The 20540-nt window shown below is 70.7% G+C and carries 23 protein-coding genes; 12 read left to right on the forward strand and 11 right to left on the reverse strand.

Annotated elements, in window-relative coordinates:
* The first annotated feature begins 157 nt into the window (after positions 1-157).
* On the forward strand, positions 158-1147 hold the full coding sequence (locus tag ASG53_RS05255; RefSeq protein WP_056130737.1) for a 4-hydroxy-3-methylbut-2-enyl diphosphate reductase: 990 nt from the start codon (positions 158-160) through the stop codon (positions 1145-1147).
* Here ASG53_RS05255 and ASG53_RS05260 read toward each other — a convergent pair.
* A complete protein-coding gene (locus tag ASG53_RS05260) occupies positions 1134-2441 on the reverse strand; it encodes a DNA recombination protein RmuC (protein ID WP_056129377.1) in 1308 nt (435 codons plus the stop codon). The two genes, ASG53_RS05255 and ASG53_RS05260, sit on opposite strands and share 14 nt — an antisense overlap.
* Before the next feature lie 125 nt (positions 2442-2566).
* Here ASG53_RS05260 and ASG53_RS05265 point away from each other — a divergent pair, with 125 nt between their 5' ends.
* The gene (locus ASG53_RS05265) at positions 2567-4315 is read left to right on the forward strand and encodes a hypothetical protein (protein ID WP_156382671.1); all 1749 of its coding nucleotides are present in this window, start codon (positions 2567-2569) and stop codon (positions 4313-4315) included.
* Positions 4316-4331: 16 nt separating this feature from the next.
* Here ASG53_RS05265 and ASG53_RS05270 read toward each other — a convergent pair whose 3' ends face one another.
* On the reverse strand, positions 4332-5885 hold the full coding sequence (locus tag ASG53_RS05270) for an MFS transporter (RefSeq protein ID WP_056129382.1): 1554 nt from the start codon (positions 5883-5885) through the stop codon (positions 4332-4334).
* A 239-nt stretch (positions 5886-6124) separates the two neighbouring features.
* Between ASG53_RS05270 and ychF the strand changes: the two genes are divergently transcribed.
* From ychF to ASG53_RS05290, 4 genes are read left to right on the forward strand one after another with little or no spacing between them, the layout of a single operon-like run.
* Positions 6125-7210: a redox-regulated ATPase YchF gene (gene ychF, locus ASG53_RS05275; protein WP_056129384.1), complete on the forward strand. Its 1086-nt coding sequence runs from the start codon at positions 6125-6127 to the stop codon at positions 7208-7210.
* 33 nt (positions 7211-7243) lie between these two features.
* Positions 7244-7525, forward strand: a complete 282-nt coding sequence (locus tag ASG53_RS05280; protein ID WP_056129386.1) for a type II toxin-antitoxin system RelE/ParE family toxin — start codon at positions 7244-7246, stop codon at positions 7523-7525.
* A complete protein-coding gene (locus ASG53_RS05285; protein ID WP_056129388.1) occupies positions 7500-7820 on the forward strand; it encodes a HigA family addiction module antitoxin in 321 nt (106 codons plus the stop codon). The genes ASG53_RS05280 and ASG53_RS05285 overlap by 26 nt, the downstream gene beginning before the upstream one ends.
* A 60-nt stretch (positions 7821-7880) precedes the next feature.
* Positions 7881-8798, forward strand: a complete 918-nt coding sequence (locus ASG53_RS05290) for a hypothetical protein (protein ID WP_056129390.1) — start codon at positions 7881-7883, stop codon at positions 8796-8798.
* Between the two features lie 9 nt (positions 8799-8807).
* On the opposite strand, the gene ASG53_RS05295 is transcribed toward ASG53_RS05290, so the two are convergent.
* From ASG53_RS05295 to ASG53_RS05310, 4 genes are all read right to left on the reverse strand, one after another.
* Positions 8808-9338, reverse strand: a complete 531-nt coding sequence (locus ASG53_RS05295; protein ID WP_056129399.1) for a hypothetical protein — start codon at positions 9336-9338, stop codon at positions 8808-8810.
* A 131-nt stretch (positions 9339-9469) separates the two neighbouring features.
* Entirely contained in the window at positions 9470-10237 is a 768-nt protein-coding gene (locus tag ASG53_RS05300; RefSeq protein WP_056129404.1) for an SCO1664 family protein, read from the reverse strand.
* Entirely contained in the window at positions 10237-10797 is a 561-nt protein-coding gene (locus ASG53_RS05305) for a DUF3090 domain-containing protein (protein ID WP_056129407.1), read from the reverse strand. The genes ASG53_RS05300 and ASG53_RS05305 overlap by 1 nt, the downstream gene beginning before the upstream one ends.
* A gap of 9 nt (positions 10798-10806) precedes the next feature.
* A complete protein-coding gene (locus ASG53_RS05310) occupies positions 10807-11514 on the reverse strand; it encodes a histidine phosphatase family protein (protein WP_056129411.1) in 708 nt (235 codons plus the stop codon).
* Between the two features lie 15 nt (positions 11515-11529).
* Here ASG53_RS05310 and ASG53_RS19795 point away from each other — a divergent pair, with 15 nt between their 5' ends.
* The 5 genes from ASG53_RS19795 to ASG53_RS05330 all read left to right on the forward strand — a co-directional run bounded on the left by ASG53_RS19795 (position 11530) and on the right by ASG53_RS05330 (position 14402).
* Positions 11530-11682, forward strand: coding sequence for a hypothetical protein (locus ASG53_RS19795; RefSeq protein ID WP_200945449.1), 153 nt, complete (start codon positions 11530-11532; stop codon positions 11680-11682).
* A 5-nt stretch (positions 11683-11687) separates the two neighbouring features.
* The gene (locus ASG53_RS05315) at positions 11688-12131 is read left to right on the forward strand and encodes a PIN domain-containing protein (protein WP_056129414.1); all 444 of its coding nucleotides are present in this window, start codon (positions 11688-11690) and stop codon (positions 12129-12131) included.
* 117 nt (positions 12132-12248) lie between these two features.
* Positions 12249-12527 carry a type II toxin-antitoxin system Phd/YefM family antitoxin gene (locus tag ASG53_RS05320; protein ID WP_056129418.1) on the forward strand — a complete coding sequence of 93 codons (279 nt, stop codon included), beginning with the start codon at positions 12249-12251 and terminating at the stop codon, positions 12525-12527.
* Positions 12528-12530: 3 nt separating this feature from the next.
* Positions 12531-12932 carry a type II toxin-antitoxin system VapC family toxin gene (locus tag ASG53_RS05325; protein ID WP_056129423.1) on the forward strand — a complete coding sequence of 134 codons (402 nt, stop codon included), beginning with the start codon at positions 12531-12533 and terminating at the stop codon, positions 12930-12932.
* A 468-nt stretch (positions 12933-13400) separates the two neighbouring features.
* A complete protein-coding gene (locus ASG53_RS05330) occupies positions 13401-14402 on the forward strand; it encodes a D-glucuronyl C5-epimerase family protein (protein WP_162246133.1) in 1002 nt (333 codons plus the stop codon).
* A gap of 72 nt (positions 14403-14474) precedes the next feature.
* On the opposite strand, the gene ASG53_RS05335 is transcribed toward ASG53_RS05330, so the two are convergent.
* The 5 genes from ASG53_RS05335 to ASG53_RS05355 are packed head-to-tail and all read right to left on the reverse strand — an operon-like array spanning position 14475 to position 19303.
* Positions 14475-15257 (reverse strand): ABC transporter ATP-binding protein, encoded by a 783-nt coding sequence (locus tag ASG53_RS05335; RefSeq protein WP_056129427.1) that lies wholly within the window; start codon positions 15255-15257, stop codon positions 14475-14477.
* Positions 15247-15993 carry an ABC transporter ATP-binding protein gene (locus ASG53_RS05340; RefSeq protein WP_056129429.1) on the reverse strand — a complete coding sequence of 249 codons (747 nt, stop codon included), beginning with the start codon at positions 15991-15993 and terminating at the stop codon, positions 15247-15249. Before ASG53_RS05340 ends, ASG53_RS05335 begins: the two co-directional genes overlap by 11 nt.
* Positions 15990-17186, reverse strand: a complete 1197-nt coding sequence (locus ASG53_RS05345; protein WP_235533838.1) for a branched-chain amino acid ABC transporter permease — start codon at positions 17184-17186, stop codon at positions 15990-15992. Before ASG53_RS05345 ends, ASG53_RS05340 begins: the two co-directional genes overlap by 4 nt.
* On the reverse strand, positions 17170-18054 hold the full coding sequence (locus tag ASG53_RS05350; protein WP_056129430.1) for a branched-chain amino acid ABC transporter permease: 885 nt from the start codon (positions 18052-18054) through the stop codon (positions 17170-17172). The genes ASG53_RS05345 and ASG53_RS05350 overlap by 17 nt, the downstream gene beginning before the upstream one ends.
* 7 nt (positions 18055-18061) lie before the next feature.
* Positions 18062-19303, reverse strand: coding sequence for an amino acid ABC transporter substrate-binding protein (locus ASG53_RS05355; protein WP_082543802.1), 1242 nt, complete (start codon positions 19301-19303; stop codon positions 18062-18064).
* Between the two features lie 184 nt (positions 19304-19487).
* Between ASG53_RS05355 and ASG53_RS05360 the strand changes: the two genes are divergently transcribed.
* Positions 19488-20525: a LacI family DNA-binding transcriptional regulator gene (locus tag ASG53_RS05360; RefSeq protein ID WP_056129432.1), complete on the forward strand. Its 1038-nt coding sequence runs from the start codon at positions 19488-19490 to the stop codon at positions 20523-20525.
* The last annotated feature ends 15 nt before the right edge of the window (positions 20526-20540 follow it).

The raw sequence follows: 20540 nt of genomic DNA on the forward strand, positions 1-20540 counted from the left end.
GAGGGTGTCGTGCCCCACCCCTCGGAAGCGGCCGCAGGGCTGGGGCGCGCAGGGCCTGTCGCCTAGACTCGACGACGTGACAACTCTTCCTCTCGCGACTGCTCGCACGTCCGCCGACGCCAGCGCCGACGGCACCGCCCAGGCGCCCGGACGCGTCCTGCTCGCCGCCCCGCGCGGGTACTGCGCCGGCGTGGACCGCGCTGTCATCGCCGTCGAGAAGGCGCTCGCGCTGCACGGTGCGCCGATCTACGTGCGCAAGGAGATCGTCCACAACAAGTTTGTCGTCGAGACGCTCAGCGACCGCGGTGCGATCTTCGTGGACGAGACCGACGAGGTGCCCGAGGGTGCCCGCGTCGTGTTCTCCGCGCACGGCGTCTCGCCGGCAGTCGTCGCAGCCGCCGAGGCTCGCTCGCTCCAGACGATCGACGCGACGTGCCCCCTGGTGACAAAGGTCCACAAGGAGGCTGTCCGCTTCGCCTCTGACGACTACGACATCTTGCTCATCGGCCACGACGGCCACGAAGAGGTCGAGGGCACGGCTGGTGAGGCCCCCGAGCACATCCAGATCGTCAACTCGCCCGACGAGGTCGACAAGGTCACCGTCCGCGACCCCGACAAGGTCATCTGGATCTCGCAGACCACGCTCTCGGTCGACGAGACGATGGAGACCGTGCGACGTCTGCGCGAGCGCTTCCCGACCCTGCAGGACCCGCCCAGCGACGACATCTGCTACGCGACGCAGAACCGCCAGGTCGCCGTGAAGAAGCTGGCCCCCGAGTGCGACCTCGTGATCGTCGTCGGCTCGACCAACTCCTCCAACTCCGTGCGCCTCGTCGAGGTCGCGCTCAACGCCGGTGCCCGCGCGTCGTACCTCGTGGACTACGCCAAGGAGATCGACGAGTCCTGGCTCGACGGTGTCCGCACCGTCGGTGTGAGCTCGGGCGCCTCGGTCCCCGAGATCCTCGTCGACGAGGTGCTCGCCTACCTCGCCGAGCGCGGCTACGGCCAGGTCGAAGAGGTGCGCACCGCCACCGAAGACCTCATGTTCTCGCTGCCTCGTGAGCTCCGCGCCGACCTGAAGAAGGCCGGCGAGGAGACTCACCCGAAGCGCGGCAACCGCCGCTCGCTGACGGTCAACCCCGTCTGAGGTCGTCCAGGTCGACGAGCGACTCGTCGGCCGAGGCCAGCAGCTCGGGTGCGCTCACGACCCCGAGGTGCGGGCTGACCGGGGGAGGGGTCTCCAGGTCGGTGTCGACCACGTCGAGCTCCGCGAACCTGCGGGCGCTGACGAGGACCCGTGTCTCGAGCGAGGCGACGGTCTTGTTGTAGGCGTCGGCCGCACCCTGGATCTGCCGGCCGAGGCGGGTGAGGTGGCTGCCCATCGTCGCGAGGCGACCGTGCAGCTCTTTGCCCACCTCGAGGACCTTCTGCGCGTTCTCCGCGAGGGCCTCCTGACGCCACGCGTAGGACACCGTGCGCAGCAGGGCCATGAGCGTCATCGGCGTGACGATGACGACGTTGCGGCCGAAGGCGTACTCCAGCAACGACGGATCCTCCTCCACAGCCGCGGCGAGGAACGGCTCGGCCGGGATGAACATCACCACGAACTCCGGCGACGGGGCGAACTGGTCCCAGTACCGCTTCGAGCCCAGGTCGTCGATGTGCTTGCGCACGTGCCGGGCGTGGGCCGCGAGCCGCTCAGCCCGGTACGCCGGGTCGGTGGCCTGCTGGGCGTCGAGGTAGCCGAGGAAGGCGACCTTCGAGTCGACCACGATGTTCTTGCCGCCGGCGAGGTGCACGACCATGTCGGGGCGCAGCGCCCCGTCGTCGGTCGAGACGTGGCTCTGCTCGACGAAGTCCACCCTGTTGAGCATCCCTGCCACCTCGACCACCCGGCGCAGCTGCATCTCGCCCCAGGCGCCGCGGATGTCCGAGGTGCGCAGGGCAGAGACGAGAGATCCGGTCTGGGTGCGCAGCAGCTCTGACGCCTCACGCATCCCGCGGACCTGCTCGGCGAGCGCCGACGTGCTCGCGATCCGTGCCTCTTCGGCGACCTGCATCTGCTGACGGACGTCGCTCAGTGAGCGGGTCAGCGGCGCGACGAGCTGTTGGACGGCTTCGGTCCGCGAGGCGAGGTCGGCCTGGCCGGCCACCTGGGTCGCCCGGAGCCGCTGCTCCGCGAGACCGAGGAACTGCTCGTTGTTGGACGCCAGGGCATCCGCGGCGAGAGCGCGGAACTGGTCCGAGAGCCTGTCCTGGTCGTGCTGCATCGCGAGGAGCCGCTCACCGGCCCCCCGCCGCTCGGCCGCGAGCTCGGCCTCCGCGCGGGCGACCGCGACCTCGCTGTGGCGGACGCGGGCACCAGAACGCACCACGGCGAGCACATAGCCGAAGACCGCACCGAGCAGGGTGGTGAGCGCGCACCAGAAGAAGGTCGTCATGGGGACAGCGTGCCCGCAGCCTCCGACACGCGAGCCTGCTGGTCGGTACGGACGGCACCGCAGGGAGACCGCCCCGTCATCTCCCTCGCCGCGCCGCTGTCGGCGTCCGCGTCTACCGTGGGGCGATGACGGCGGGACAGCTGCGGGACCGGACGGCGGGTGGCCTCGGGCCGGGCGCCGAACCCGCGGACGGTCACGTCCCGGCTGTGCCCCCAGCCTTCGACCCGGGAGCACGACCGCCCTCACGGCCCGTCGCCAGGCATGTCGTCGCGCTCAAGGTCAGGCTGCTCGTCAACGCGCTCACGCGCAGCGTCTGGCAGATGATCGCGCTGGTCCTGTCCTTCGTCTACGGCCTCGCTGTGGTCGGTCTGCTGCTCGTCGCGCTGGCTGTCCTCGCGCGACGTGATCCCGCCCTCGCCGCGTCCTGGGTCGTGGTCGCAGGTGCAGCGCTCGTCGCGGCCTGGTGGGTGGTCCCGCTCGTGGCCTTCGGGGTCGACTCCACGCTCTCGGCCGAGCGCCTGCGGCTCTTCGGGCTCCGGCGTCGCGACCTCGTCCTCGGGCTGGGTGCGGCGGGTCTTGTCGGAGCGCCAGGCGTCCTCACCGTCCTCCTGGTCGCAGGTTCGACTGTCGTCTGGCGGGCGGAACCGGCGGCGCTCGTCGCCGCGCTCCCGGCTGCTGTGCTGGCCGTGGCGACGTGCGTCGTCGGGTCCCGTACGTGGACGACCCTGCTGGCGCCGGCCCGCTCGGCGCGCAGGTTCCGGGACTCCGGGGTCTTCGTCCTGCTCGTCCTGACTGCTGTCGCGGTCCCTGCAGCCGGATGGCTCGTCCCGCGCTCGACCGGGACGGTCCAGGTCGAGAGGCTTGCCGAGCTCGCCGGGTGGACACCCCTCGGAGCCGCGTGGGCAGTCCCCGCGGCTGTCGCGACCGATGACCTCGCCGGTGCTGCGGCACGGGCGGGCATCGCTGTCGCCGTCCTCGCGGTCCTCGTCGGCCTGTGGCTCCGCGGCCTCGCCAGAGCAGCAGTCGGACCTGCGCCGTCGACAGCCCGCCACCCTGGGGCGCACGGCTCGACGGCACGCCGAGGCGGAGGGCTGCTCGGAGGACGAGGCATGCTCGGCCGGCCTGTCGAGCGGCTGCTCGACCGCGTCCTGGGAGTGCAGGCCTCGGCCGTCGCCGCCAGGTGTCTCACCTACTGGCGCAGAGACCCGCGCTATCTCGGGGCCCTCGCAGTGGTCCCGTTCTTGCCGCTCGTGCTCGCGCTGCTCGACCGCGGCGACGGCGGACTCGTCCTCGTCGCCTGCCCGCTGGCGGCCTTCCTCGTCGGCTGGACGATCTCGGCCGACGTGGCCTACGACCACTCAGCCTTCTGGGCGCACCTCGGAGCCGGGCTGCCGGGCCGCGCCGACAGACTAGGACGCGCTGTCGCAGCGACGCTCGTCGGTCTCCCGGTGATCGCGGCCGTGGTGCTCGGGGTCGTGGCGAGCACCGGTCGGTGGCAGGACCTCGCCGCGGTCGCGGGGATCTCCGTGGGCATCCTGCTCACAGCCCTCGGGATCTCGAGCGTCGTGTCGGCGCGCTTCGTCTACCCGGTGCCTCGTCCTGGGGACGGGCCGTTCTCCTCTCCCCAGGGGTCGGCGGTGGCCGACCTCGCCACGCAGGCCGGTGGTTGGGCCGTCCTGGCGCTGCTCGCGCTGCCGGAGGTCGCCGTCGGGGTCGTGGCCGTCGTCTCGAGCAGCCCAGGGCTCGGCTGGCTCGCCCTCGGGCTCGGTGTAGGTCTCGGAGGGTTCTGGTGGGTCGCCGGTGTGCGGATCGGCGCGGCGGTCTACGACCATCGCGCCCCGGAGCTCCTGCAGCAGGTGGTCGCGAGCCGATGACGCGAGCGGTCCGCGCTCAGCCTGCCGCGCCAGCCGTCGTCGTCGTCGCGTCCGCCGTCGCCGGAGCGTCCGTCGTCGCACGAGGTGCGACCACTGCTGCCACGACGGCGACCAGCCCGGCGAGCACGAAGGCACCCAGGTACCCCACCCCGCCGACGCTCGGGACCAGCCACGCGATGGCGATCCCGGCGAGGGCCAGCAAGAACGCGCTGCTCAGGGCGTCCGCGACCTGCAACGACGACGTGTTCGACCCCTGCTCGTGGGTGGGGGAGAGGTCGAAGACGAGGATCGCGAGCGTCGGGAACACCATGCCGAGCCCGAGGCCGCCGGCCGCCCACGCCACGTAGGTGAGCTCGGCCGGGACCGACGGGATCACGAGCAGCGCCACCCCGGCGATCGCCACGACGACGAGCCAGGTGCCCAGCCGCAAGAACGCTGCCGAGGACCACGTGAGCCTGCTGCGCATGAGCGAGCCGAGGGCCCACGTCACGGCGCCGGCTGTGAGGACGATGCCCGATCGGGCCGGGCTGAAGCCCCGCTCCTGCTGGAGGATCAGCGGCAAGAACACCTCGGCGGCGTAGAAGGACGAGGCGACGAGCCCGCGGAGCGCGATGACCGTCGGCAGCCCGCGCCCCGCACGCAGCGTGCCCCGGGGCAGCAGTCGTGGGGCGACCGCGAGGACCACGACGGCGCCGACCGCGATCATCGTGTAGCCCGGGGCGCTGTGGTTCTCGGTCCCGAGCGACATCAGCGCGACGCCTGCGCTCGCCGCGGCAGCCCACCAGAGCGCCCCCCGGCGTGAGGCCGGGCCTGTCGCGGGCGGAGCAGCAGGGTCGTCGCCCGCGGTCGTGGCGGTCCTGGCGCTGTCCCGGACTGCGGAGACCAGCATGAGGACGGCCGGGACGGCGAGGATCGCGACCGAGAGGAACACCCACCGCCACCCGAGGTGCGACACGACGATCCCGGCGAGGAGCGGCCCGACGAGGGACGGCACCACCCAGGCGGTCGAGAAGGCCGCGAGCACCTTGGCCCGCGCCGCCCCCGAGTACTGGCGCGCGACGATCATGTAGAGCGCGACGATGTACGCCCCCGACCCGAGCCCCTGGAGCGCGCGTCCTACGAGCAGGACACCCATCGACGGGGCGAGCCCGGCGAGGAGCAGACCGAGGACGAAGACGCCCACCCCGCCGAGCAGCGACGGGCCGACGGTCCCACGGTCGGTCGAGCGTCCCGCGAGCACCATGCCCATGACCGAGGTCGCGATGGTCAGCGCGAAGGCCGGCGCGTACAGGGCCAGACCGTCGAGGGACGCGGCGATCACGGGCATCGCTGTCGAGACGGCGAGCGACTCGAAGGCTCCGAGCGAGACCAGGGCGATCATGCCGACGAACATCGGCGAGGTGGCGACACGGCGTCGGTCCGGTCCGCTGCCGCGAGCGGTCTGCTCGCCGGACTGCGAGGCGCCTCGTCCCGCGGTACGCGGTCCGGCAGCGCCTGGTCTGGTGGTGCCCGTGCTTGCGGCTGTGCCCTCGGCTGTCGTCGAACCGGGGGCGGGTGGTGCGGTCGTCATGGAGTCCTCGTGGTCGTGCGCCCTGGCGGCTGTGGGCCGTGGACGGTGCTGCTGGCCGACGGTCGGTGGTGGGAGACGTCGGCGGGGGAGCGAGTGCGCTCAGACCACTATCGCCGACGGCGGAGGGCGATCCGAGACGTGCGTACCAGGTCGGGCGAAGATCACATCGGGTCTGGTCTGGGGCGCCACCGGGGCCGTCCGGGGCATCGAGGGCCGCCAGCCCCGTAGACTCTTCTCCCGTGGCCCTCACTATCGGGATCGCCGGACTCCCCAACGTCGGCAAGTCGACCCTCTTCAACGCTCTCACCCGTGCGCAGGTGCTCGCGGCGAACTACCCGTTCGCCACGATCGAGCCCAACGTCGGCGTGGTGCCGTTGCCGGACGCCCGCCTGGGGAAGCTCGCCGAGGTCTTCGGCTCCGAGCGCATCCTCCCCGCGACGGTGTCCTTCGTCGACATCGCCGGGATCGTCCGCGGTGCGAGCGAGGGTGAGGGCCTGGGCAACAAGTTCCTCGCCAACATCCGCGAGGCCGAGGCGATCTGCCAGGTGACCCGCGCCTTCGCCGACCCCGACGTCGTGCACGTCGACGGCAAGGTCTCGCCCAAGGACGACATCGAGACGATCAACACCGAGCTGATCCTCGCCGACCTCCAGACTCTCGAGAAGACGATCCCGCGCCTCGAGAAGGAGGTCAAGATCAAGAAGGGCGACGCCGCCCTGCTGACCGCGGCCCAGGACGCGCAGAAGGTCCTCGAGGAGGGCACCACACTGTTCTCCGGGGCCGCCAAGGCCAAGCTCGACCTCGAGCAGCTCGCCGGTCTGCAGCTCATGACGGCCAAGCCCTTCATCTACGTCTTCAACACCGACGACGCAGGCCTCGCCGACCAGGCGTTCCAGGACGAGCTCCGTGCGCTCGTCGCGCCCGCCCAGGCGATCTTCCTCGACGCGAAGTTCGAGTCCGAGCTCGTCGAGCTCGAGCCCGACGAGGCCGCTGAGATGCTCGCCGACTCCGGCCAGGCCGAGCCCGGCCTCGACCAGCTGGCCCGTGTCGGCTTCGAGACCCTCGGTCTGCAGACCTACCTCACGGCAGGTCCGAAGGAAGCCCGCGCCTGGACCATCCACAAGGGTTGGACGGCCCCGCAGGCCGCCGGCGTGATCCACACCGACTTCGAGCGCGGCTTCATCAAGGCCGAGGTCATCTCCTTCGACGACCTGATCGAGGCCGGTTCCGTGGCCGCTGCACGCTCGGCGGGCAAGGCCCGCATCGAGGGCAAGGACTACGTCATGCAGGACGGCGACGTCGTGGAGTTCCGCTTTAACGTCTAGCGTCAATGACGGTGCCCGTCATGCGCTGGTCCCGTGATCAGATCGTTCGGCAGCAAGGACGCCGAGCGCCTCTGGAATGAGCAGTACGCCAAGCGCGTCGACCGGGCGGTTCAGCGGGTGACGTTGCGGAAGCTTGAGCTGATCCACGCGGCGAAGGATGTCGACGAACTTCGGGTCCCGCCAGGGAACCGCTTGGAGCGTCTGGTCGGCGACCGCCGCGGACAGCACAGCATCCGTGTGAAGGCGCAGTGGCGTCTCTGCTTCGTCTGGAGAGATGGAGGTGCGGAAGATGTCGAGCTCGTCGACTACCACTGAGACCGACCTGATCGACCCGATCCACCCTGGAGAGATCCTCATGGAGGACTTCATCAACGGGTTCGGGATCACGCAGAACAAGCTCGCGGTCGCTATCGGCGTGCCGCCGCGTCGGATCAACGAGATCGTGCACGGCAAGCGGGGTATCACGGCCGATACCGCGATCCGTCTAGCGCGCTACTTCGGGACCTCCGAGGAGCTCTGGATGAATCTGCAGTCGAGCTATGAGCTGCGGCTCGAACGACGGGCGCTGCGGGACAAGGTCGCAGCGATCACGCCGTTGGCGGTTGCCTGAGCGGCCCTGAGTGCTACCGCCTACCGCGGCAGCGGTCGACGCCGTGCCTAGACTCGTGACGTGCGCACCCGAGTCTCGACCTCCGTGGCCCTGTCCATCGCAGCCGTCCTCGCCCTGGCGGCGTGCACCGGCTCGCCGGACCCCGGTCCGTCGGTGTCGTCACCGACGCCGACCGCCGTCGCCGACCCGACGAACCTGAGCGAGCTCGAGCGGGCCGTCATCGACGAGGGCCTCGTCGACAGCGCGTCCTTCCAGGTGGACATGGGCCAGGGCTCGACGCTGACCATCCAGCTCTTCTGGGACGACGTGCCGAGCGCTGCGGATCAGCTGGCGGCCTTCACGGAGGTCGACAGGCGGATCGACGAGCTCCCCGACAGGCGACCGGAGGCGACGCAGATCGTCCTGAGCACGACTCGGCCAGATGGCGGGTTCTCCGGCATCCAGACCGGCTACGACCCCGGCACCGAGGTGCTCGCCGGCATGCTCGAGGCTGTCGACGGGACTGCCTGCCACTCGGCGAACCTCGCGCGCCGGGACACCGGTGACGGCTCGGGGGAGCGGGCGATCCTCGACCTGCGGTGTTCGGTGGAGGCCAAGGACGTTGTGGGGCTGGCGGGCAGCTACGACGAGGTCACCGGCCTCGGGACCGGCATCGCGGGGGTCGACGCCACCACCTGGGAGGTGTCGATCCAGCGCCGGTCCACCTCCGAGGCGCTGCTCAGGCTCGACGCGGGACCGGTCGACGGTCGCCAGCAGGTCCTGGTCGACGCCATGACCACAGCGGTCGGGGCCGGTGCGGCCAGGCTCACCGTGATCGACTCCGGGACGAGCGTCGTGGTCGCGGGCTTCGCCGACGCCGGGCAGAGCGGGCTCTGCACCACGCTGGTCGACCAGATGACCGCAGCAGGCGTCGAGCGTGCCTCCGCCAGGATGCAGCTGCGGGACGCCCAGGACTGGGCCTGCAACCTGAATCCCTGAGCCGCCGGCTCAGCCCTCGCGGGGCGAGGTGAGCCCGGCGGGGACTGCGGGCGGTTCGCCGGGCCACTCCCCGAGCCTGTCGACGGTCTCCGGCACGCCGTTGTCGACGGCGTAGTCGGCCACGGGGATCGACACCCTGGAGAACCCCTGGGGGGAGACATCACCGGTCCGCGCCTCGCTCGAGACCCACCCGGACTGCTTCGCAGCCTCGCCCAGGTCGATCCCGTCGCCGACGATGCCCTGGTAGCCGATCTCGACCGTCGTGCTCGGCATGGTCCTGTCCTCGACCGACCAGGCTGCTTCGACGAGGTAGGTGACGAGGGCCTCGGGGTCGTCGAGCTGGTACCCGGGGTCGAGGGTCACGTCGACGGTGAACCCGCTGTTGCCCTTGATGTTGCGGTCTGAGCCGTCGACACGGGAGAACGTCAGGCCTTCGATGCCGTCGAGGGTCTGGGTGAGCTCAGCCAGCGTCTGGCCTTCGCCCGACGTCTCGTCCTGCGGCGTCGTGTCCGTCGTCGCACAGGCAGAGAGCCCGAGCACGGTGGCGACGGCAAGGGTAGTGAGCGATGACCGGGACGGGCGACGACTGGGGGAGCGAGTCATCTGACCAGCGTATCGAGGGCGCCGGGAGAGCACGCGACCTCTGCGTCGAGCGGTCGACGGCAGCTCCGTCAGAACAGCGGCCAGGGGACCGCAGGCATCTCACCGGAGGGGCCCGGGAACAGCCCCGTGGAGCGAACCTCAGAGCAGCGAGCCGCGAGCGAAGCGATCTCGTCGGCGCTGAGCAGCTCGGCCAGCTCTGCGCCCAGGTCGCCGTCCAGACCTGCGAGGACCCGCTCGACGCCGTCGAGCTCGTCAGCGGTCAGCGTGTCGTCGACCCATCCCCACAGGACCGTGCGCAGCTTGTGCTCGCTGTGGAAGGTGAGCCCGTGGTCGACGCCGTACCTGTGGCCGTCGGTCATCGCCAGGACGTGGTTGCCCTTGCGATCGGCGTTGTTGACGAGCAGGTCGAGCACGGCCATGCGCCGCAGCGCCGGGGTGTCTTCGTGGACGAGGGTGACGAGCCGGCCGTCCGCGCCCTCTCCCTGGAGGACCTGCTTCCAGCCCTCCGAGGGCACCTCGTCGCTCGGGACGAGGTCGACGGCGCTGTGCTCGGGGTCGGGCTCCTTCCAGAGCTGGACCATCCCCTCGCCGAAGGGACCGTCGCGCAACCAGGTCTGGGGGACGACACCCCAGCCGAGGGTCTCCGAGACCCTGTAGGCGGCCACCTCGCGCTGAGCCAGGGTGCCGTCGGGGAAGTCCCACAGCGGGCTCTCCCCGGCGACCGGTTTGTAGACGACGACCACGTCGCCGATGGAACCTAAGAACGTCGCGTTGGAGGCCGTCCTGATGCGGCCGGTGACCGTGAGCTCGCCGGTCACCAGGTCTTCTGCAGGCATCAGACCTCGGGGAGGGTGCAGGTGTGCCCGTCGGGGTCGACCGGGTACCCGCAGAGCGGGCACGCCGGGCGCCCCGCGCCCACGACCTCGCGGGTGCGCTTGGCGAAGGCGCGCGCGGTCCCGACGGGGATGCGCACGAGCAGCATCTCGGAGTCGACGTCGTCGGGGTCGGACACCGGGGCCACGTCGTCGATGTCGTCTGCGTCGTCCTCGGCGAGGGGGTAGGCCTCGATGACCACCTGCGCGGTGGTCGGGTCCCAGCCCAGGCTCATGGTGCCGGCGCGGAAGTCCTCCTCGACGGTGTCGAGAGGGTCGTTGTCGACGAGCTCGGGGGGTGTGCCTGTCGGGACGCTGAAGGGGTTGCCCTCGACCGTGAGGAGCTGGTCGAGGATCTCGTCGATCTTCTCCGCGAGCAGGGCTGACTGCTGCTTCTCGAGGGCGATGCTCACCGTCCGGGTCCCGGAACGGACCTGGAGGTAGAACGTGCGCTCCCCGGGACGACCGATGGTGCCGACGACGATCCGGTCAGGCCAGTCGAAGTCGTGGACGCGTGTAGGCATGCAAGTACTCTAAACGCCGGTGCCGGACGGTGCCGTGTGCCCGGCGCCGCCACCCACCGGTGCATCTCCCGACGCGCGGCCCTGCGACAACCACGAGAGGTCGCCGGCATCGGTGTTGGTCGCGTGGACCGTCGGCCTGCTCGCGCCGTAGCGGACGATCGACACCGAGGCGGGACCGACGTCGATGCGCTGGAACAGGTCGAGGTGCGTGCCGAGGGCGTCCGCGAGGATGGACTTGATGATGTCGCCGTGGCTCACGGCCGCCCACACGGCCCCAGGGCCGTGCTCGGCCTCGACGGCCGCGTCGTGGCGGCGTATCGCTGCGACAGCCCGGGCCTGCATCCCGGCCATCGACTCCCCACCGGGGAAGACGACCGCTGAGGGCTGCGCCTGCACGGTCGGCCAGAGTGCCTCGGTCGCGAGCTCGGCCAGCGTCCGGCCCTGCCACTGCCCGTAGTCGCACTCGGTGAGATCAGCCTCGACCGTGAGACCGGGCGAGCCGGTCTGTCGGTCGAGGATGTGCTGCGCGGTCTGCTGGCAGCGTTCGAGAGGGCTCGTCACCACCTGGACCAGGGGGACGGCTGCGAGCCGGTCCCCGGTGAGAGTCGCCTGATCGCGGCCGATCTGGTCGAGGGCGACGCCGACGGCCCTGCCGGCCAGCACCCCGGACGCGTTCGCTGTGGTGCGGCCGTGCCGCACGAGGAGGACTGTCGCCATCTGGCCAGCCTAACCATGCCGACAGCTCTCGCCGTCCCCGGTGTCGATCTTGCTCTGCGGCGACTCATCGCCTCCAAGCAGGAGGGGGCCATGGTCGACGGCATCGCCGGGCAGGCCGACCTCGAGTCGGGTCTCGGTGCCCCCGTGGTGCCTCCCGCCGAGGCCTGACGGAGGTGACCGACTATCTCGTCGACAACTCGGTGTGGGCCCGGTTGGCCAGCGGTGACCGAGGGATCACCGATCGCCTGCGCCGCATCGAGAAGGCTCCGGCGGACCTGTTCGTCACGTGTGCCCCGCAGGTTCTCGAGCACTGTCACAGCGCGCGCACCCCGGTCTCGCACCGTGCGTTCCGTGACCAGCTCTCTCTGGGGTTCCCGCTCGAGCGTGCTCCGGACGAGTCGCTGGTCCTCGAGATCCAGAGCGCGCTCTGGGATGCGGGCCTGGTCTGGGCCGCTGGTGCGATCGACATCGTGATCGCGGGCTATGCCATGGTCAACGACGCGACGGTGCTGGCAGCGGATTACGACTTCGAGCACATCGCGCGGGTCGTGGACCTCCAGCACGAGTACGTGGCCCCAGATCCTCTGAGTTGGCGGCATCACCTCCTCCCCGGGTGAGCCGATCCCGGACGAGGTCGTGCGCGGCGACGGTGCCACGGCGCTCCGCTGCGATGTGCAGCATGTCGGTCGACACTCCGTCGGATGAATGTCAGACATGAGTAGTACAATCGGCTCATGCAGACCGTGACCAAGCGCGAGCTCAACCAGCACACGGCGGCCGTCCTCGACCGGGTCACCTCGACCGAGGACGTCGTGGTGACCGAGCGGGGGACGCCACGGTGGCGTCTCAGCCCCGTCGGGGAGCAGGACACGCCTCTCGTCCGGCTAGAGCGTGAGGGGCGGTACACCCCGCCCGCCGTCTCGCCCGTCCCCTGGCCCGAGAGCCCAGGTGGCCCGGCGTACACGGACGCCCAGGTCGATGTCATGCTCGACGAGATGCGCGGGGACCACTGACCCGTGGCATCGCGCATCGTCTACCTCGACTCTTCGGTGGCTCTCCGGACCATCCTGGACGTCCCCGAGCGGTCGAGCCTCCAGGAGTGGATGCAGGCTCCCGGGACGACCTACGTCTCCTCACGCCTCCTCCGGACCGAGGTGGTGCGGGTCTTGCGGCGCGATGGCCGCCCGCTCTCCGACGCGGCGCCGCTGCTCGACCGTGTCGGCATGCTCGACATCACCCGAGAGACACATTCCGTCGCCGAGTCGATCGAACGGCACATCAAGACTCTTGACGCTCTGCACCTGGCGACCGCGCTCCTCGTCGGCGAGCCGGTGACGATCGCGACCCACGACTCGACGATGAAGACCGTCGCTGTGCACCTGGGGCTGTCGGTCACCGATCCTGTGAGCTCTGCATGAGGGCTCCTCGAACACTCTCGTGATCCGAGAGCGCTGGATGACCTGACCAGCAGCGCGGGACCTGGCCAGTGCGCCGCGAGGACGCTGCTCGACCACCACCGACTCGCCGAGCCTGGTGCCGTGATGCCCGTGGCCCTCCACCTGCAGGGGGAGGTGCGGCCGCCCGCGAGACGTCCCCGTAGGCCCACGGGTGGATGGCCTCGGCGTTCCTCCTTGCTAGCGTCGCGGGCATACACCCAGGTCAGGGCACCGCGCCCGCCTGCTCGCGAGGATGCGCACAGGGGCGACTCCTGCCGCTCGACTCCTCGGGTGTGCACAAGCCGGGGGGCACCAGTGAACCGTCGTCGACGACCCGTCCGACCATCGACCGAGCGACACCGCAGACCGGCGAGCGATCTCGCGCAGGCGCCAGCGAGCCGGGCGGCCCGTGCCGTCAGGCTCGGCAGCGCGGCCGTCGTGCTCGGGCTCGTGGTCACGTCCCTGACCTCGTGCGCCGCCGAGCCCGCGGTACCCGTGGAGGTCTCGTGCCTGGACGGCCCTGGTCTCGCACCGGCCGCCGGTGCTGCGGGGACCGTGGCCGGCTTCGGGGTGAGCGGCCTGCGACCGGGCCCTGTCACCCGCGACTACTACGCGGTCACCGAGCGGACCCTCGTCGACCTCGACGACCCCGTCGTCGACGCGGACGGGGCCCTGGTGAGCGAGGCGACCCACGGCCGAGGCCCTGACTACCACCCGGTCGCACTCGCGCAGTACGGGCTGGCCACCCTCGGCTCCTACGAGCTCACCCGCGATCCCGAGTACCTGCGTCGTGCGCTCGCGACCGCGACCCGTCTCCTCGAGGGTGCGACGGTGTCGGAGGACGGCGCGCTGTGGTTCGCCTACCCCTTCGAGTACTCGATGCACGGGGACGAGGCGATGACTCTCGAGGCACCCTGGTACTCCGGGATGGCTCAGGGCCAGGGACTCTCCCTCTTCACCCGGCTGGCAGCGCAGACCGGAGACCCGGTGTGGGTGGGGGCGGCCGAGCAGACCTTCCGCACCTTCGGCGTCGAGCGCCCGTCCGACGACGACTCAGCCCCGTGGTTCGCTCACGTCGACGAGGCCGGGTGCCTGTGGTTCGAGGAGTACGTCGGGTCGGTCGAACCCGTCCAGGTGGTCAACGGGCACATCTACGCGACCTTCGGTCTCTACGACTACGCGCGCCTCACGTCGGACGAGGCAGCGGTCGAGCTCTTCGACGGTGCGGCCACGACGGTGCTCCAGGCCTTCGGTGCCTACCGCGCTCCCGGCGACGTCTCGTACTACTGCGCGGGTCAGTACTGCAAGGACCAGGAGTGGCAGCCCGGGAGCTATCACCGGGGGGTCGTGCGCCAGGTGGAGACGCTCGCCCTCATCACCTCCGACGCCGCGTTCCTCGACCGTGCCACGGTCTTGCGCACGGACTACTCCGAGTCGGGCTCGACCGACTGACGGTGCGCGGGACTCGAGACGACGAGGGGGACCGTGCCGGTGGCACGGTCCCCCTCGTCGATCACCCCAGCCCTACACAGCGCTCTTGTTCTCCCCGGGCCGTCCGCCCAGGTACAGGTCGGACAGCTGCGGGTCGGCGAGCAGCTCGCGCGCGGGCCCGGTGATGTGCACCCGGCCGAGGTCGAGCACGCAGCCGATGTCGGCGGTCTCGAGCGCCCGGCGGGCGTTCTGCTCGACGAGCAGCACCGCCACGCCGGCGTCGCGCATGCGCACGATCTGCTCGAACACCTTGGTGGTCGTCTTCGGGTCGAGGCCCATCGACGGCTCGTCGAGCAGGACCACCTTCGGGCTGACCATGAGCGACCGGGCGAACTCGACCTGCTTCTGCTGGCCGCCCGAGAGCAGACCGGCCAGCTGCTTCCACCGCTCGCCGACGATCGGGAAGAGGTTCTGCACGAACTCGACCCGTTCCTTGATCTGCGCGCTGTCGCGCATCGTGTACGCGCCGAGCAGCACGTTCTCGGCGACCGTCATCTCGCGGAAGACGCTGTGCCCCTGGAGCACGTGGGCCAGGCCCGAGGTCAACATCTCCTGCGGTCCCTGGCCGGTGACGTCGGTGCCGTCGACCACGATCCGGCCCGAGGCGGGCTTGAGCAGCCCGCTCGCGACCTTGAGCACGGTGGACTTGCCGGCGCCGTTGGGCCCGACGAGGCACACGACGGTCGAGGCCGGCACGCGGATGGTGAGCCCGCGCAGCACCATGGCCGCCCGGCCGTAGCCAGCCTGGATGTCGTCGAGGACGAGCAGGTCGCCGCCCGGGCTCGACGGTGTCTGGGGTGTGAGGTCAGACGCCAAGGTAGGCCTCCAGGACTCGGGGGTCGGACTGGACGATGTCGGGTGTGCCCTCGGCGATCGGCCTGCCGCGGTCGAAGACGACGACGTGGTGGGACAGGCTCATCACGAGGTCCATGTTGTGCTCGACGATGAGGAAGGTGGTGCCCTCCGCGTTGAGCTCTTTGACGAGAGAACCGATCCGGCCGATGAGCGACGGGTTCACGCCGCCCGCGGGCTCGTCGAGCATGATCGTGTCGGGGTCGCCCATGAGCACCCCGGCGAGCTCGAGGAGCTTCTGCTGCCCGTAGGACAGGTCGCGTGCCTCGCTGTCCTCGAGGTGGTCGATCCCCACGCGCACGAGGAGCTGGCGTGCCTTGGCCACCTCTTCGTCTGTGCGGGCGGGGGCGAGCAGATCGCGGATGCGCGTGCGACGGACGGCGACGAGCACGTTGTCCAGGACCGTCATGCGGGGGAAGATCCGGCACAGCTGGAAGCTGCGCCCGATCCCCGCGTGCGCGATCACGTGCGGCGACCGCCCGGTGATGGTGCGCCCGCGGAAGGTGACGGTGCCGGAGTCGGGCTTGATCATCCCGGTGACGCAGTTGAAGAACGTCGTCTTGCCGGAGCCGTTGGGCCCGATGAGCGCGTTGATCTTCCCGTCGTGGAAGGTGACGTCGGCGCCGTCGACCGCGCGCACGCCGCCGAAGACCTTGGTCAGGCCTCGGGTGCTGAGGTTGGACCCTGTCGTCTCGCTCATCGCTCCTCCTCGGGGGCAGGGGTGGGTCCGCCGGCGTGCCGGGCGACGGCGGGGTCGGGGGACTGCTCGGGGGCGGCCGGCCCGCCGGAGAACACCGAGTCGCCGTTGATGCCGGCGGCGGCGTTGCGCTCGGCGAGCTCGCTCGCGGTCATCTCGCGGATCGAGGACGACTGCGGGCCGAGGCGCCGCAGCCCGGCCTGGACCGCGGGGATGATCCCGTCGGGCATGAACAGCACGACCAGCCCGAGCAGCAGGCCCGTCGCGACGAGGTGGAACTGCGTGTCGCCGAACTCGAGCTTGAACACCTCGAGCGCGACCCCGACGATCACGGCCCCGACGAGAGGCCCGAAGAGGTTGCGGATGCCGCCCAGGAGCGCCATGAGGACCATGTACGACCCGAGCAGGATCGAGAACTGGAAGATCGGGTCGAGGTCTCCGAACCACAGCGCGTACATGCCGCCGGCCAGGCCTGTGAGCGTGGCCGAGACGACGTAGGCGACGAGCTTGTAGTTGCGGGTGGGGATTCCCAGGGCCTCGGCCTTGTCCTCGTCCTCGCGGATCGCCTTGAGGCCGATGCCGAAGCGTGAGCGGTCGATCGCCCACCACAGCACGAGCATCACGGCGAGGAGCGCCGCGAAGAGGTAGAAGAACACGCGGTGGTGCTCAGGACGCATGAGGTCCGGGAAGGGGCGCGGGACGACGAGGCCGTTGGACCCGCCTGTGAAGGATCCCCAGCCCTGGAACACGAGCAGCAGGATGAGCACGAAGGAGATCGAGACGATGACGAAGGACGCCCCGCGCACGCGCAGCGCCGCGATGCCGATCGGCACGGTGATGATCGCGACGACCACCCCGGCCAGGGCCCACGCGACGAAGGACGGCAGCTCGAGCTCCCGGATGATGATGCCGGTGCCGTAGGCGCCGAGACCGAAGTAGGCGGCGTGCCCGAGGGAGATGTAGCCGGTGAAGCCGCCCATGAAGTTCCACGAGGTGGCTGTGCAGGCGTAGGACAGGACGACGACGCCGGCCGAGAGGATGTAGGCGTTCGGGGCCATGGACGGGAAGAGCGCGACCACGAGCGCACCGACCACGAGCGCGAGCGCCGCGGCGATGCGGCGGGTGCGGCGTGAGGTGGGCGGTCGGGTCGTGGTCTCGCGGGACGGTGCGGCCAGGGTGCTAGAAGCGTTGGGCAAGGCGACCTCCGAAGAACCCCTGCGGACGCACCATGAGCGTCACGAACAGGGCGACGTAAAAGATGGTCTGCGCCCACGTGGTCCCGAGCGGGACCTGCAGCAGGCTCTGGCCCACTCCCAGGACGAGGGCGGCGATGGCAGCGCCGGGGATCGAGCCGAGACCTCCGACGACGATGATCGCCATCAGCGGTCCGATCCAGTGCCAGTGCAGCGACGGGTAGATGGTGGCGTCGAGCGAGAGCGCGGTCCCGCCGAGGGCCGCAGTCGCCAGGCCGAGCCCGAAGCCGAGGCCCGCGACACGGTCGGTCTTGATGCCGACCAGCTGGGCGGCCTCGGGGTGCTGGATCGTGGCGCGCAGCGCCTGCCCGAACCGCGTGTGCTTCATCAGCAGGTACAGGGCGAGCAGCGAGAGCGCCGCGAGCCCGAAGGCGATGAGCTTGACCACGGCGATGCGGGCGCCGAAGATCTCGAGGCTCGACGAGGAGTAGGGCAGCTGGGTGCGGCGCTGGGTCCCGCCCCACACAAAACCGATGAGGCCTTCGATGAACAGCGCGATGGCGAAGGTCAGCAGGACCGACATCATGGTGAGCGTCGCGGGCCGCAGCCGCCGGATGAGCAGACGCTGCATGACCACGCCGACCCCGAAGAACAGCGGGACCGTGACCACGAGGGTCAGCAGGGGGTCGATGCCGAGCCGAGAGTTCGCGTACCACGCGAGGTAGGCGGCCAGGATGAGGAAGGCCGAGTGGGCGATCATGACGACGCGCATGACACCGAAGTACAGCGTCAGGCCGGCTGCGAGGAGGGCGTAGAGCCCGCCGAGCAGCACGCCGAGGATGAGGCTCTGGACGAGGAGGGAACCGGTCACGGAGCCGTCACCACTCGGGCTTGGGGAAGATGGGCGCGGCCTCGGCGGTGTCCTCGGGCAGGACGATCGTGATCTCGCCGTCGACGTACTGCTGGATCAGGTGCGCGCCCTGCGGCTTGCCCGTCGCGTCCCAGGTGAGGGGCCCGACGACGGTGTCGACCTCGTTCTCGTGCAGCCAGTCGACCAGCTGCTGCTGGCAGTCGCCCTGCTCGGCGCAGCCGACGGCCTCGACGGCAGCGGCCACGACCTGGCCCGTGGTGTAGGCGTTGGCCTCGTCCTCACCGGGCGGGTTGCCGTGGATCTCGGTGTAGCGCTCGACGAAGTCGGCGTTGGAGGGCCATGCCGCGTCAGGGGTGTAACCGGTCGGGGAGAGGATCCCCTCGGTCTTCGCGCCGATCGCCGCGGAGAACTCCGGGTTCGTCGGGGCTGTCGAGAACGCGGCGAGCTCGGGCTGGTAGCCGAGCTGCTGCAGGGCCACGATGAGGTTCACGGCGTCCTGGTACTGGGTGCCGCCGATGACCACGTCGGCCCCCGAGTCGGCGATCTTCGCGGCGATCGGCGAGAAGTCTGTCGTGTTGGGCGGGTAGACCTCGTCAACGAGGACCTCGAGCCCGCCCTCGGCCAGCTTGTCGCGCAGGCCGTAGGCGGTGCCCTGCGCGAAGGGGTCGTCCATGGCCGCGACGGCCACGGTCTCGGGCCGCTCGGCCTCGGGCAGCGCGAGGATGTAGTCGGCGAGGTTGTTGTAGTGGTCGTCCGCGATCGCGGGGGCTGCGTAGAAGAGGTTGTCGAAGCCCTGCTCGAACACCTCGGCCGCGGCCCCGGCCGGCTCGACGAAGAGCATCCCGTACTCCTGCGCGATGCGCGCCGAGGGGACCACCAGGCGGGTCGAGAACGGACCGAAGACGAGGTCGACCTCGTCCTGGGCGATGAGGACCTCGTAGTCGGCGACGACGCGGTCGGCGTTGGACTGGTCGTCGAGGATCTTCAGCTCGACCTGCCGGCCGAGGAGCCCACCGTCTTCGTTGACGATCTGGGCCCAGGCCTCGTAGCCGCGCTGGACGCCCTTGCCGGGCTCGGAGAAGTCGCCGGTGAGCGGGAGGGAGATGCCGATGACGATAGGGTCGTCGCCCCCGCCGTCGGACCCGCCGCTCGAGCCTCCGCAGGCGGCGACGGTGAGGAGCGCTGTGGCGCTCGCGGCCGCGATGAGAACGCGGCCTCGTGCGCTGGTGCCGCGTGAGCGGCTGGTCATGTGTGCCACGGGTGTTTCTCCTACTTCGTCGTAAGAAGGTCATCCAATGGGGATCACCGCACCTGCGGAGGCTCGTCGTCGAACATCCGGTGGAAAGCGGTTACCGCACACTATGCTCCCGGATATCATCAGCGCAAGACCCGGGCGAGGGTACAAAGTCCCGGACATGGCAAGGGGGCCATCGATGTCGGTCAGAGCGCAGCACGTCCCCGGCGAGCCCCGGCTCTCCGACGTCGCACGGCTCGCGGGGGTGTCGATCGCGACGGCCTCGCGGGCCCTGTCCGGGGCGCGGGCCGTCACCCCAGAGCTCGGCCGGCGCGTGCTGGAGGCCGCCGACGCGCTCGCCTACACCGTGAACCCGCACGCCCGGTCGCTCGCCGGAGGTCTGACGGCCGTCCTGGGTCTGATGGTCTACGAGATCGACGACCCGTACTTCGCCGAGATCGCCGGCGGTGTGATCGCCGGGGCGGCCGAGCAGGGGTGGAGCGTGCAGGTGAGCCATCAGGACCGCACGCCTGCGAGCGACCTGGCCGGAGCCCGGCTGCTGCGGGGTCAGCGCGTCGGTGCGATCGTCATCGCCGGGTCCGGCTACAGGGACGCGGCCATGAACACCATGCTCAACGCCGAGCTCGAGGCCTACGCGGCGTCGGGAGGGCGGCTCGTCGCGATCGGTCACCGCGACCTCGACTGCCACGCCGTGCTGCCCGACAACGTCGGTGCGGGGCGTGCCGTCGCCGAGCACCTCGTGGCGCTCGGGCACCGGCGCATCGGTGTCGTGGCCGGCCCGGAGCGGATGACCACGGTCCAGGACCGCAGCCGCGGGATCGCGGAGGTCGCGGCGGCCGCGGGGATCGACGACGTGGCCTGGGAGCACGCGGCCTTCACCCGTGACGGCGGACGGGCGGCGACGACCCGGCTGCTCGAGGCACGCAACGACCTCACGGCGATCATCGCGCTCAACGACACCATGGCGATCGGGGCTCTGTCGGTCCTGCGCGAGCGTGGGGTCGCGGTGCCGCATGCCGTGTCGGTGACGGGGGTCGACGACGTCCAGGTGGCGCAGGACCTCGCACCCGCGCTGACGACGGTCCGGCTGCCCATGGCGAGCATGGGCCGGCAGGCCGCGGGGCTCGCGCTGCGCGCCGAGCGAGACGCGGCGCAGGTGGTCGAGGTCGGGTTCGAGCTGGTCGTCCGTGCCTCGACGGCGCCGCCACCTGCCTGACCGAGCCGGGCTCAC

The organism is Sanguibacter sp. Leaf3 (assembly GCF_001425965.1).
GTDB lineage: Bacteria > Actinomycetota > Actinomycetes > Actinomycetales > Cellulomonadaceae > Sanguibacter > Sanguibacter inulinus.